Origin of the sequence: Bradyrhizobium uaiense (genome assembly GCF_010811875.1) — a bacterium.
GTDB lineage: Bacteria > Pseudomonadota > Alphaproteobacteria > Rhizobiales > Xanthobacteraceae > Bradyrhizobium > Bradyrhizobium uaiense.
In genome coordinates, this window is record NZ_VKHP01000076.1 from 21,525 (window position 1) to 34,848 (window position 13,324).

The following is a 13,324-nucleotide window of genomic DNA, read 5'->3' on the forward strand; positions in this document are numbered from 1 at the left end:
CGGGTGCCCATTCAGCGCATCGAGCACGTGCGCCCGTGAGTACAGATTGTAGAGAGGTTGCATACCCGAACTCCTTGCAGGCGACGTTTGACCAGCTCGCCCGTGACCAGCTCGTCCGCTCATCCGCTCATCCGCCAAGAATTGACGTGCTCGTCTTATTAGAGCAATTACCAACGTTGGTAGTTGATCTAATGTCCAGCATCTCGCTTTAGAATTGAAGCGGGACCTTGTGAAAATAGAGAGGACAGCGGAAGTGGATTTTCCGCTCATGAGCGAGCTCGCACGGCAGAAAATGCTCGAACAAAACTGGACCGGCAACGTGGCGCGTTTCAAGTGGCGAGCCGCGAGTTTCCATTTCCGACGGAAGGGGCGGCGATTGTGAATATCTCAGATTGCGGTCGCGAGATCGGTCCTTCGATGGAAGGTCTGCATGTGCTCATAGACGGCGTGGACGAGGATGCGCTTGCCCTGGCCGGGTATCTTTCCAACCGCGGAAGGCGCGTAACCGTTCTTCACGCGGGTAACTGCGCGCGGAAGGATTTGCGCACTGATGGCGGTAGGATCGATTTTCGGTTTAGGGGCGAACTCGACGAAATCCATGATGGGGGAACGCTTTTCGTTTCCCTTTCGACGCCGCCGCGTGATTTGATCATCGATCGTGCTCGATCCAAGGGGATCATAATCTCCAATCTCGCGGATACCATTTTGCGCGATGTGGCCGGTCAGACGATCGGAGTAACGGGATCGGCTGGGAAGACGACGACTACATTCCTGCTGACGTCAATCCTGCGGAGGGGCGGAATGGACGTCATTGGTTCGACCGACTATCGCCTCACCCCGTCTGGACCAGGAAAAGCGATGCTGGAAGCGGTCGCGTCACGTAACGACATGTCGTGGACTGTGCTCGAATTGACCAGCCATCACTTGAACCACGTCACGATCAGTCCTTCAATCGGGATAGTCACCAACCTATTTCCGGATCATCAGGACTGGCATGGCTCTTTCGAAGCCTATCGTAGTGCTAAGCAGAATCTACTACGCTTTCAGGCGTGTGGCGACATGGCCGTGCTTAATTTTGATGATCCGGAAGTACGCGGGAGTTTCCGTGGACTTGGGCAGACGCGCGAAATCTATTTCAGCACGCTTGATAACATAACAACTGGAGTTGTGGTTGCGGACGGCCACATTGTGATCCGTTCCAAGGAAGGGTCCGATAGAATTTGCGCCGTTTCGGAATTGAGAATTCCGTACCATCACATTCCGAATGCGCTGGCTGCTGCGGCAGTTGCGGTTGAGCTTGGAGTGAAGCGTACAACATTACGTGACGGATTGGTCAGCTTCCGGGGGCTTCCGCAACGGTGTCAATTTCTCGGAATGCTAAACGGCGTCGAGATATACGATGACACAATCGGGATGAATCCGCGCAAGGCCTTGAGCGGCTTGGAAACGTTTTCAGATCATTCACTGATCGTCGTCTCCGGAGGCGCGGTCCAATCGGTTAGCGGGGAAAAACGGGTCAGCAGCTCGTTGGAGAAAGCCGATTTACGCCTATTTTGCGAGGCACTTCAAAGAAAGGCAAATGGCGTCGTGCTCTTCGACGAAGGTGGGGACGTCATAGAGCAGATGCTGGCGGAAACAGGCAAAGGAATGCCGCCAGTCGTTCGTGCAAAGAACTTCGATGCCGCGGTTCTTGAAGGTGTCCGAGCAGCGCGTCGCGATGCGCGGCTGCTGATTTCTCCCGTCTTCTACAACCCGCCATTAAATATGCGCCGGTTTCTTGAGGAGCTGGTCGGCAGTCCGACGCCCGATTGATCGAAGGAATGATCTATGCCGCAAACTAATACAGCCGAAGGCTCGGGCGGCGTCGTGCCAATGCGATTTATTTATCGTAGCGGGGAATGGTATGAGCGCATTTACCCCCAGTCAGCAGAATGGGCCGAGAATTGTTTCCAGTTGGTGCATCGGTTTGCGGCGAACCCTCCACGGTCGATCCTCGATATCGGATGTGGGACGGGTTTGGCACTTGCCCGTTTCGCTGATCCGGCTGTTGAGCGGTGGGGTATAGATGCTCTGCCTGTAATGGTAGGAGCTGCCCGCCAGAGAGATCCGGATGCGACTGTTTCGATCGGGGATATGCGCGATTTGCACCTCGGTCGTCGTTTCGACGCGGTCATCATGCTTGGCGGCGTCTTCACTCACGCAAAGACGAACGAGGATGTCATTCTGACGATGCAGGTCCTGGCGGAACATACGGAAGAGGGTGCCATCCTGGTTATCGAAGGAATGAATGCCTGCGCTCTCCTCTCCGGTGCCGCAGACCAACGCAACTGGTCCATCCATTTCGAACTCGACGGCAATTCCTATCGGGGAGATGCCGAGATCGCGCTCGATTTGCCGAACTCTCTATTCCGCATCAAAAGAGTCTGGTCGATGGGCAACGAGGTGATCGATGTCGAGAACAGCGAGCATCGATTCATGCTGCCGCTTGAGATGGAAGCACATCTCCACCATCACGGCTTCGAGCTCGCTGGATTCGCCGACAATGGCCAGTTGCAGCCGAGCGATATGAGCGGCGCGCGCTCCTGGTTGGTTGCAATCCGCAAGCCCTTGTTAGATTGATCCGAGCCACCTGGAGAAGAAAATGAACGCGGGCCATCCAACGGCTCGCCCTCTTGTTTAGCGCAATCGGGTGTTCGGGATCGTGTTAGCAGCGCGCCGGAAGCGACAAAGCCGAGCGGTGAGGAGGCAGCATCAATTTCCCTCCCTCCTGAATTCAGCGACGTCGACAGCCCATCTACCATCTCGAACTTAATATTACATCCTTAGATCGCGGAAGTCCCGGTGCTTCGTTTATCCAGGCCCGAAATGCGCACGGGTCATAACGCTCACTACCGGCGCACAAAATTCGTATGGAGCGCGCGCAATACGCGCGCGCTTTGTAACCGTGCTCAAACTACAGCACGATTGTACGATTTGTACGGCGCCGCCAACCTAACTTCTGGTCTCTCAACTTGTATCAAAGAGCTGGAACGGGCGCTCCGCACGTTCGGGACGACTTGGCCTCCCCTCCTAATCGGTTCCTCTCAAGATCGATCCACTCGGCGATTGGCCCGGATCCCAGTCAGTTCGACCCTCGCTGGCTTTGGCTCGCACATGGAAGGAGTTCGAGCATTTCGGGGACCCTTGAGCCAAAGACGAGTTTTCAACGCAATTAGCGCGGCCCGGTCGAAGAAACTGAGACCATCCATCTCGTCGGGTAATCCTTGCTTCGCCTTGAGGAGCTTCCATTACCCAAGGAAATCCGATCGATTTGGAAACGTCTTCGCGCTAACCAACCGGAACTGATGGTGGTCGTCCAGCAGAATCCGATCCTGACCGCTTGGCCGGGCACGCCTTCGCATCCTTTCGGACTCGAGCCAGAACCTCCTGGAATCGCATGCGCCGCTAATACAGGCGGACACGGAAGGCAGGCACGAGTGACCAAGTCTTCCATTATTCGTCACGGGGTGGTCACTGCATCATCAATTCCGGATAGGGGGGCTGTGCTTTTATGCTGGCGCGGCTGATATCGGCTGCAGGCCGAGGTAGCTGCTGGAACAGGCATTGTTCAAAGCCGATATCGAGGTCGAAGGTCCTAAGCAGCACCAACCCAGTTGGGAAATGGATATGATTTCCGATCTTAACAGGCGCGACTTTCTTTACAGAAGTGCCGCACTGAGTATGGGGGCAGCCCTCTCCGGGCCCACCCTAGCGCAATCGGCGTCGATCACGCTGCGCATCATAACGAGTACCCCGAAGGAGCTCTACGACAGCCTCTGCGTCGATTTCATGCAGAAGCGACCGGGCGTCCGCGTCACCGTAGATACGCCTTCGCCAGATTATGACGACCTGTCTCTCCGGGTTCTCCGGGCGTCGATCAGCGGTGACATTCCGGACATCGCGTTCCAAGGATTCAATCGCATCGATCTATTGGCCTCACGCGGTCTTGCAATTTCGATGGACCCCTTCATGGGCTCCGAGGGAGATCTCGTTTCGCTGGGCTATCAACCGTCGCTTCTCGAGATGGCTAAGTTCAACGGCAAGGTCTTTGGCTTGCCGTTTGCGATTTCCTCTCCGACGCTGTTCTACAATCTCAACCTAGTAGAGAGGGCTGGCGGTAATCCCGACAATCTGCCCACTGACTGGCCCGAGATTCTCGATTTGGCCAGAGCGATTCGACGTCTAGGCGATGGCATAATGGGACTACACTACGCCTATATCGGGCACTCTGGCGCTTGGACTTGGATGGCGCTCGTTATGAGTGAGGGCGGCGAAATCTTAACGCCAGATGCGAAGGATATTGCCTTCGACAGCCCACAAGGCTTAGAGGCCCTAGAGCTTTTTAGACAGTTCGGTCAAGCTGGCCAAATCGAGATGTCGTTGGATCAGACCCGGCAGGCATTCTCGGCTGGCAAGATGGGGATCCTCGGCACCGCCAACAGCTATCTACGCTCCGCCGAAAAGGCTGCAGCGGGCCACTTCCGGATTCGAGCAGCAAACCTACCGCTCAAATCGAACGCGAAGTTACCCGTTGGAGGGAACGCTGCAATGATCCTGACTAGGGACCTTGATCGCCAGAAGGTCGCCTGGGATTTCGTCAAGTACATGACTGGCCCTGAGGCGCAGACGAAACTCGTCAATACAACCGGCTATATTCCTGCAAATGATATCGCGGTGAAGAAACCGGAACTGCTTGGAAAATTCTTTGCTGAGAATACCAATGCGATGCTGGGTGTCGAACAGCTTCCGATCCTAACCAAATGGCCTGGATTCCCAGGAGAGAACGCGATCAAGATCACTGATCTTATCCGTGATCACATACAGTCGGTCGTGACATTGCGTCGTGAACCGAAGGCGGTACTGGACGACATGGTCCGTGGCGTTCGAGCACTCCTCCCTCGGGCTTGAATTGACCGCCTGACATCTCACCGAAGTTTTTGCCTCCCGGTGACGGGTCGGCAAAGAGAGTTGCGACCCAAGGATTTGGATATGCCATTTCCAAATAAGTGCGTTGGCTTACATCGTTGCAACTTTGTGCAGCCTGAACTGATCGTCAATGTTGTTCGATGGTTGCGTAGAAGACAAACAGTTACTTCGCGTACTGATCTCATGTCGTTGTCGGCCGCGTTAGGCTTGACCGAATATTTTTCCGTACGCGCGAGCTTTAAGGGGCGGGGCGGCAGCGAGGAGCAGCGTTGCATAGGTTACGCCGATCCCTGAGTTGACTTGGTGAGAACGCGCCTCTCCCTCGTCAACTGGGTACGACGCGTACGCTCTATCACCGACATCTGCGATCTCTCTTTTTATCCTACGTGAAAAACATAGGGGTCTATGTTTGCGTACTGATGTGGGGACTTCAGTGCTGAGAAAAACTCTTCGAGACGAATTGAATTTTGCGCGGCGATCATCCGGCAAGCCGACGGCATCCCGATGGATCACGACCACCGCCATGATCGGCTGCGCGGTTTCGTATTCATCGTCCGTGGCCTATGCCGAGTCGCTAGATGAGCTAAAGCAAGAGCTGAAACGTCTGCAGAGTCGCGTTCGCTCACTTGAGACTGCCGAACGAACCGGAGTCCGCAACGATCCTTCTCCGTCCAAGATGGCAAAACTAACGCCGAAAGAGGCGGCGGCTCAAGTGCGCGCTGACGCGACACGCCCCCCATCCAAAGCCGCCGATGTGCCTGTCGCGAAGACCGGCGTCGGCTACGTCAACGTATGCGATGTGTACGGCCCAGGCTACTTTTACATTCCAGGCACTCGCACCTGTATGAACATCGGCGGCTATGTTCGCACAGACTTAACTACGGGCGACACAACTCGTGGGTCGGACATCGGCTCGTTTCGGAACGGAATTCTGCCAGGTGCGAGCGATCGCGGGACTTACAAAGACGCCGAAAACTTCGAAGCGTCAGTAAACTTCAAGGCAAAAACAGCCACTGATTGGGGGGTGGTCAATTCGTTCGTCAACTACCGCATTGACTACGCAACCGCCGCGAGCCAGACCGCGACTACGTCCGGTATGCCGTCTATCGCGCTCGACTGGGGCTACGTTGAGATGAATGGCTTTAAGATAGGTCGCGACGAAACCGCTTATAATTTCCTGATCTATAACAATATCTTCAGGATATTTGAGCCCTTCGTCGACTACAAGGTTAACCAAGCGGCTTACACCGCGAATTTCGGCAGTGGCCTTACAGCCACGGTCTCCATGGAAGATCCGACCACCGGTGGCTCCATGAGGTCAAATACTCCTCCCTCGGCAGCCAGAACTCGCAGAAGCGGCGCTTCGTTCGTATACGGTTCTATGGATCTTCCGGATGTGATCGGCAATGTGAAGATTTCGCAACCGTGGGGCGCGGCTCAACTCTCGGTCGGGTACCATCAGGATTATGGCTCCCCAGCCACCCCATACACTGCAAATGGCTACGGAGGTCAGGCTGCCGTCAGCTTCAACGTTCCGACATTGGGCGCTGGCACCAGGGTGAGCTTCCAGGGCGCCTACTCCCTGGGCGCTACCGCACTCGCCTACAGTTGGGGTTACCAAGGTGGCACCGCCGGCATCTCAAGTGCCGACCTTGGTGCCGACGCTGCCGTCTCCAACGGGGTCCTACAACAGGCCCGCGAGTGGACTGTTGGTTCGGTGCTCGAGGCACACATTTCGCCGACCGTAGAGCTTGACGTCTCGTCAGCCCACTACGCGTTCAGAAACAGGAACACCGCAGGCGCATTGGACTTCAAGGGCTTCGAAGCCAGTGCCCAGATCAGGTGGACACCATTTGGCCCCGAGTTGGTCATCTATCCGGACTTCGAATATCGGCACATTGATGTCTCAGCTGCTACGGTTGCTGCTGGCAATGCGGCTTTCCGCAAAGCCGACGCGTACATCTATAATTTGCGTTTCTTGCGGCTCTTCTGATCCTCGATTGCGAAGTCCGAGTCAATCCGGCCGCCGGCTTCCGATTTGAAGCCGGCCCGCGTAGGGGCGAGGTGTCGCTCCGGCAAAGGATCGCCTTGCGCAATTTAGCGGCCCATCTTGCGATTTGACCTTAAGTCGGTCCTTAAGGCCATGTGGCGAATGCGAATAAAGGTATTGGGCGCGGCGCCTCGGCGCCAGTGAAGTTGCGACGAGGAGGTTCGTCTGCTTGAAGAGCCCCCGGAGAGGCTGCCTGCGCGTGCTGCGCGCCGGCGTGGACTAACTCAACTCACAGCTTGCTGTTCACTTGGCGTCGGCAGGATTGCCGAGGCGGCGAGGTAGTGCCGGCTCCTGTTCTTCTGTCGAGATCCTTCGATCCTTCCGTACCGGCTCCGGCATCGACGTGCACGCCGCGGCCGCAGTCCTCGCCTCCTGCGCGGCGCGCAAGGACCGGAATAATCGAGATCGAGCTGGCGGTTGTCGGGGGCGGGTTGACCGGGACGTGGACGCCAAGGCGCTGCATGCAGCGGGCCGTCGAGCATCCATTCAATTTCTGTTACCAGCGATCGAACGTTCTGCGGGATGCCATGATTTGCGCTCCGGTCAACTACCATCGCTAGTGATTGTGCTAGACGACAGAAACATGCCAACCTATTACTCGCAGTGCACTCATCTAGCGGAATTTCGCACCGATAGTAAGCTACGCGGGCGTGCAATTACCTCCTGTGATATAGATCGGAATCAGACCAAGCGCTTTCCGATCAACAATGTGTAGCGGCGCGGATAGGAGACACCTCAATAGCGTGGAGCGTCAACATGCATCTGACCGAGGCAATTTCGTCCGATCGCCCGTCAATGCTGAAGAACCAGGCGGGCGCGGCGACTGTGCCGTTGGAGACGGTGCCCGAGAGCTTGCCGGCGCGCCCGACCGGATCGGCGGGCGGGGTCGCCACCGACAAGGCCTACTGGTCGGTCGTGAAGGGTCTATATGCCGTGACGCCGGACGTCATCAATCTGGAGAACGGCTATTGGGGTATTATGGCGGAGCCGGTAAGACGCGAATTCATCCGCCAGTCCGACTTGGTCAACTACTATAACTCCTACTACGCGCGGCTGCGCTCCGGACCGGATTTCGAGGCCGTGCGCGCCAAGGTGGCCGAGGCGGTCGGCGCGGCGCCCGAGGAGATCGCGTTGACCCGCGGCGCGACCGAAGCGCTGCAGTTCCTCATCGGTGGCTACAACAACCTGAAGCCGGGCGATGTCGTGCTCTACGCCGACCTCGACTACGATTCGATGCAGTATGCCGTAAACGCGCTCAAGGCGCGCCGCGGCGTCGAGGTTTTCAAGTTTGACGTGCCGGAGCCGGCTACCCATCAGGCTGTGCTCGACGCCTATGCCAGGGCGATCGAGGCTAACCCAAAGACGCGCCTTCTCCTGCTCACCCACATCAGCCATCGCACTGGCCTGGTAATGCCGATCGCTGAGATCACCCGCATGGCGAGGGCAAAAGGCATCGACACTGTCGTCGACGCTGCCCATTCGTGGGGTGAGATTGACTTCAAGGTGCGCGAACTCCAGGCAGATTTTGTCGGCTTCAACTTGCACAAATGGATCGGAGCACCGCTCGGCGTAGGCTTTCTCTATATCAGCAAGGAGCGCCTCGCCGACATAGACCGCTATATGGACGACGAGGACTTTCCGGAGACTGACATCCGCTCACGGGCGCACACCGGTACTGTCAACTTCGCCACTGTCCTAACAGTACCGACAGCTCTTGCGTTGCACCAGCAGATCAGCGCGGCGGCGAAACAGGCCCGCCTGCGCTACCTGCGCGACTACTGGGTGAGCCGCGTCCGGGGGTTCAAGAACCTCGAAATCCTGACGCCCGACGAGCCGGGCATGTATGGCGCGATTACATCCTTCCGAATCACCGGCAAGACGAACAAAGCTGACAATGACGCTATCGTGGCGAGGCTCATGGACTTTTACAAGATCCTGACCGTGCGCCGGGCGGGTGTCGCCAAGGGCCAATGCATCCGAGTGACGCCGGCGCTCTATACCGATGAGGCCGATCTCGATGGCCTCGTCGAGGCGCTCGCGGTTATTACCGATACGAAGGCGCGATAAACGTACGCATCCGGCGAAGGCCCCGGCTGTGTCGACTTGGATTGGATCTGAGTCATTCTCGCTGGATTCGAGTCTGCACCCTACTCGGCAAGCACGAGCGCGGCCCGTGCGGAATACGGTCTGTCGTTTCGACGTTCGATCTGAGTCTCAGAGCGAGAAAAACCAATAGTTTCAGCCGACAGACCAAATCGTTTCACAATTGCCCTGGGGCCAGAATGTCGGTCGCCGCTACGGGGCCGAATTAGGGCGGTGATGTCGAAGGATGAAGGCGCGTATCGAGCGCGAACGCTTCCTGAAGGTGCTGCTGGTACGCGCCTTTCGCCCTGGTCGGGTCGAAGATCAGATTCCAGCTGTGATTGGACACCACACTTGGGATCACGACGAATTTGTGCTTGGCCAAGAGCACATCCCCGAACGTCTGCTGGCCTGCGCCTGGGATTCCCGGTCGCAGCCAATTGGCGTTCGGAACGTCGACAGGGCGAACAATATGAACGTCAGACACGTCGACGATATGAAGCGCGGTCAGTACGTGCGGCAGAGTGTCGAGCGCTTTGAAGCCTTTGTGAACCGCCACTTCGAGTATCGCGGTCGCTGGATCAAGCGCGCAATACACAACGCGAACGCCTTTGCTGTTCCACCGGCCGCCGACCTGGAATGCGCCTTCGCCACTATCCCAGATCGAGGCAAAGCGCGCCTGATCGAGGCGCCAAGCGATGAGCTTGCCGCCTCCCAATGGCCCTACAGAAGGCGTCATGCATAGACGCCGTATGCGAGGCGTGTGAGGTACTGTTCAACGAGCTCGATGCCGGCCGGAGTGGCAAGCAGGTCGATCGGACGACGCTGGTCAAGACCGATGGCCGGACGCTCGAGCCACTGCTCGGCTTCTTCCTGCGAACCGAACACGTCCGTGGCCTTGGCCAGGATTTCGGCAAACTTCCAGGTCCGCCCACTTTGCTCCTGGCTGAGCGGCTTGTCCGGAGCGTCCTTGCGTCGCTGAAAGGTGCGAAGGCTCATTCCAACGGCTTTTTCCAACGAGTCCGTTTGAATGATAAGGAGGTGACGGACGAAGTGGGTCAACGCAGAGACTGGCAGTCCGTCCAGCAGCAGTTCGTGGGCGTCGAGGGCGCTTGTGATCCGGCGCGACAGGATGCGTGGCCCGCCGAGCAAATCGGCCACCTTCTGCAGATCATTGCCCGGCCCCTTTGGAGCCGGCTTCTCGGCTGTGGCAGTCATAGTACCCCTTGCGTCACGTGTCGCTAAATATACGTCACATGTCGCAACTAATCAAGCCTGGCCCTCCACGGAACTTGCGTGAACCTTGGTTGCAAAGGGCGGCGGGGCAGTTGGAATCTCGTCCGCTAGATTGGCCCCGTCGAGCGCAAACGACTCAGATCGGACGAAGAACCACAGGCTGGGCCGTTTTTGCGGTATCCGTCCGGTGAAGCCTTCACCGGAAGAATACGGTGTAGACACACCTTTTGGCAATCATAGGCCCACGGCATGGACCCGGTAGCGGGGGTGCCGCGCAGGAGATCCTCATCAGCGGCGAGTCCTACGGGGCGGCTCTTCCGCGAATGCGTCGCGCCCGAGCCAAGCCCTCGCCGTTATGGTCGACAGGTGATCGCGATCCGGATTGTAGTAGACCGCATGACGGGCGTTGACGTTTGGCCATCATGCGGCCGCCTCCGTTGCGGAGTTGCACCGACACTTGCGAACCGCCGGCCGGCCCACCTCGAATAGGCGGTTGGCCACAGCCTCGCGCACCTCCTCATCATGGAAGATGCCGACGACGGCAGCCCCGCGTGCCTTGGCCTCGTTTATCAACTCAATCACGCTCTGGCGATTGGCGGCATCGAGGGAGGCCGTCGGCTCGTCGAGGAGCAGCACCGGATAATCGACCATGAAGCCTCGCGCGATATTGACGCGTTGTTGCTCACCGCCGGAGAAGGTGGCAGGTGCCAGAGACCACAGTCGGTCGGGGATGCGCAGCCTGGAAAGCAGGATGCGGGCGGAAGCGTACGCCGTCTCTGAAGGAACACCGCTCGCGATCGCCGGCTCGGTGACGATGTCCAGTGTCGAAACCCTTGGAATGACGCGAAGGAATTGGCTGACGTAACCGATGGTGCGGCGTCGCACCTCGACCACTTCCCACGGCTCAGCGCTGACGAGGTCGATCGGTTCGCCACCATGTTGCACAACAATGTGGCCAGCATCCGGCTTGTAGTTGGCGTAGAGTGAGCGCAGCAGCGTCGACTTGCCCGCGCCGGAGGAGCCGTGCAGGCAGATACATTCGCCTGCCCACACCTCGAGTGAGATGTCGTCGAAAACATCAATTGCCGCGCCACCCTGGGTATGGAGCGTGAAACCCTTCGAAAGGCCTTTGACGTGCACGATCGGATGAACGCTCTGAGTTCCTGTCGTATTGCGCAATCTAGCATCCACCATCACGAAGAGATCAATTCTGCCCCGGTCCCAAAACCCGCGAAGCGACTGCCGCGCGCAAACTCATAATAAAGCCGGGCTCCATCGTGAACCCAGTTGCCGATGTCAAAATCTACCATACGACGCGGTTCATGCGTTTGGACATCGATTTCATTGCCCAGCCTAATTTCGGTCCATCCGACGCGCTTGCGCCCACCAAATCTTGGACGCCACTCGCCGGCCATATCCGTCACGAAAGCGGTGCTCGGTGCCCAGATATGCCGGATACCATCAATCAGACGATCCCGGCTTTGGTGCATATCGCCGCTCAACAGAAGCTGGACCTTCCCCGCAACAAGATAGGTACTCAGCATGGCGCGGCTCTCCGCAGGCATGAACCAGCCAGTCGCATCGAACTCGGATAGTACGACATCGCAGGCGGCCATATGAGATAGGATACTGACCCGGCGCGAGCCAGCCTCGGTTATCGAGCGTTCCAAGAAGCTCTCCTGTTCCGCTTCTGCTGCGAGACCCGACATCAGGATCATGCTATTCAACCCGACGATCCGCCAATCGCCTATGTCGAACGACCAAAAATCTCGACCAATCGTTTCGAGATAGCGGTTCCTCCGCTCCTCTGTGACGGCCGCTTCGGGAGCTGCAGATCTAGCGATATCGCCAATATCGTGATTTCCGGGAACCGCGAGCCATGGGCATGGGAGCCGGTCGAGCTGCCTCCGCGCATACCGAAGGTCTGAGGGATTATTCGCCCCATCAAGCGCGAGATCGCCGCCGACAAGAACGAGATCCGGCCGTCGCCGTGATAGTTCATCGAGCAGGATTTCCCAGTTGAATTGAAAGAAAGGTCGTTCTTCGGACAAATGCGGATCGGAGATGAAAGCGATGAATGAGGGGACGGTCATGATATTCCATAGCTTTGGAAGTTAATAAACGGGTTGGCCGCCGCGCCATACCGATCGGATGACCGGCAGGCCGTTGTGAACACGCACGCGCAGAAGATCGGCACGTTTTCCCGGACCTATCTCCCCCCGATCATTGAGTCCCACGCATGCAGCGGGGGATGTCGTTACGGTTGCGATCGCCTTAGGTAGCGACCAGCCGACCGTCTCCTCGGTTAGGAGAAAGGCAGCATGCAGGAGGCTCGCCGGGACATAATCGGAAGCCAAGATATCGAGCAGGCCCGACGTCGCGCATTCGCTGGCTGATAGATTACCGATATGCGATCCCCCGCGTACGAGGTTGGGGGCGCCCATCACTACGCGGATATCACGCCTGCGCGCCTCGGCAGCCGCGAGATGGGTTGTCGGAAACTCCGAAATCGAGTTACCCAGCTGTTCTGCCTCGAGAATATGATCGAGTGTCGTATCGTCGTGACTTGCAACGACAATGCCCTTTGCCCGGCAGATATCAGCGACGGCGCGCCGATTTACAGTGGCGTATTGGTCTCGAGCTTCCTGTCGAGCCGCCAGGATGGTGTCAAGCTCGGCATCGGAGGCACCGGTCCTGCGCTTCTGATGCATCTTCCATTTGCGCGGATCGGGAAACGTCCGTTGTCCGGGCGTGTGATCCATGAGTGAGACCAGCTTTAGCTTAGGATGCTCCTGCAAAGCAGCGAAACGCTGCACAATGTCCGGTTCAATGATCTCGCAACGCAGATGTATGAAATGATCGGCCCGCAGCAGCCCTTCGTTCGCTGCCTCTTCCATCCCTTGCAGCATACGCCCGAGAGCGGTATTGCGATCGCTGTCGAACTCCTCGCCCACTAGTCCAAAACTGTCGAACATGGTGGTGATGCCGGAA

10 protein-coding genes are annotated in these 13,324 nt (G+C 57.6%); 5 read left to right on the top strand and 5 right to left on the bottom strand.

What is annotated here, in order from left to right:
- The first annotated feature begins 333 nt into the window (after window positions 1–333).
- From FNJ47_RS19525 to FNJ47_RS19545, 5 genes are all read left to right on the top strand, one after another.
- Window positions 334–1,812: a Mur ligase family protein gene (locus FNJ47_RS19525; protein ID WP_163155909.1), complete on the top strand. Its 1,479-nt coding sequence runs from the start codon at window positions 334–336 to the stop codon at window positions 1,810–1,812.
- A gap of 15 nt (window positions 1,813–1,827) precedes the next feature.
- A complete protein-coding gene (locus FNJ47_RS19530; protein ID WP_163155910.1) occupies window positions 1,828–2,619 on the top strand; it encodes a class I SAM-dependent methyltransferase in 792 nt (263 codons plus the stop codon).
- 984 nt (window positions 2,620–3,603) lie between these two features.
- The gene (locus tag FNJ47_RS19535) at window positions 3,604–4,947 is read left to right on the top strand and encodes an ABC transporter substrate-binding protein (RefSeq protein WP_163155912.1); all 1,344 of its coding nucleotides are present in this window, start codon (window positions 3,604–3,606) and stop codon (window positions 4,945–4,947) included.
- A 451-nt stretch (window positions 4,948–5,398) separates the two neighbouring features.
- Window positions 5,399–6,958 (top strand): porin, encoded by a 1,560-nt coding sequence (locus tag FNJ47_RS19540; RefSeq protein ID WP_163155914.1) that lies wholly within the window; start codon window positions 5,399–5,401, stop codon window positions 6,956–6,958.
- 813 nt (window positions 6,959–7,771) lie between these two features.
- Window positions 7,772–9,082 carry an aminotransferase class V-fold PLP-dependent enzyme gene (locus FNJ47_RS19545; protein ID WP_163155916.1) on the top strand — a complete coding sequence of 437 codons (1,311 nt, stop codon included), beginning with the start codon at window positions 7,772–7,774 and terminating at the stop codon, window positions 9,080–9,082.
- Between the two features lie 241 nt (window positions 9,083–9,323).
- On the opposite strand, the gene FNJ47_RS19550 is transcribed toward FNJ47_RS19545, so the two are convergent.
- The 5 genes from FNJ47_RS19550 to FNJ47_RS19570 form a co-directional block, all read right to left on the bottom strand.
- Window positions 9,324–9,836 (bottom strand): RES family NAD+ phosphorylase, encoded by a 513-nt coding sequence (locus tag FNJ47_RS19550; RefSeq protein ID WP_163155918.1) that lies wholly within the window; start codon window positions 9,834–9,836, stop codon window positions 9,324–9,326.
- On the bottom strand, window positions 9,833–10,315 hold the full coding sequence (gene parS, locus FNJ47_RS19555; RefSeq protein ID WP_163155920.1) for a type II RES/Xre toxin-antitoxin system antitoxin: 483 nt from the start codon (window positions 10,313–10,315) through the stop codon (window positions 9,833–9,835). The genes FNJ47_RS19550 and parS overlap by 4 nt, the downstream gene beginning before the upstream one ends.
- Before the next feature lie 438 nt (window positions 10,316–10,753).
- Window positions 10,754–11,512, bottom strand: coding sequence for a phosphonate C-P lyase system protein PhnL (phnL, locus tag FNJ47_RS19560; RefSeq protein ID WP_235999985.1), 759 nt, complete (start codon window positions 11,510–11,512; stop codon window positions 10,754–10,756).
- A 14-nt stretch (window positions 11,513–11,526) separates the two neighbouring features.
- The gene (locus FNJ47_RS19565; protein WP_163155922.1) at window positions 11,527–12,426 is read right to left on the bottom strand and encodes a metallophosphoesterase family protein; all 900 of its coding nucleotides are present in this window, start codon (window positions 12,424–12,426) and stop codon (window positions 11,527–11,529) included.
- A gap of 21 nt (window positions 12,427–12,447) precedes the next feature.
- On the bottom strand, window positions 12,448–13,324 hold an 877-nt coding region (locus FNJ47_RS19570; RefSeq protein WP_163155924.1), incomplete at its 5' end, for an alpha-D-ribose 1-methylphosphonate 5-triphosphate diphosphatase.

Bases quoted from the DNA above. Each gene is read 5' to 3' on its own strand.
- FNJ47_RS19530 (WP_163155910.1), top strand. From the start codon at position 1,828: ATGCCGCAAACTAATACAGCCGAAGGCTCGGGCGGCGTCGTGCCAATG.
- FNJ47_RS19545 (WP_163155916.1), top strand. From the start codon at position 7,772: ATGCATCTGACCGAGGCAATTTCGTCCGATCGCCCGTCAATGCTGAAG.
- FNJ47_RS19550 (WP_163155918.1), bottom strand. From the start codon at position 9,836: ATGACGCCTTCTGTAGGGCCATTGGGAGGCGGCAAGCTCATCGCTTGG.
- parS (WP_163155920.1), bottom strand. From the start codon at position 10,315: ATGACTGCCACAGCCGAGAAGCCGGCTCCAAAGGGGCCGGGCAATGAT.
- FNJ47_RS19565 (WP_163155922.1), bottom strand. From the start codon at position 12,426: ATGACCGTCCCCTCATTCATCGCTTTCATCTCCGATCCGCATTTGTCC.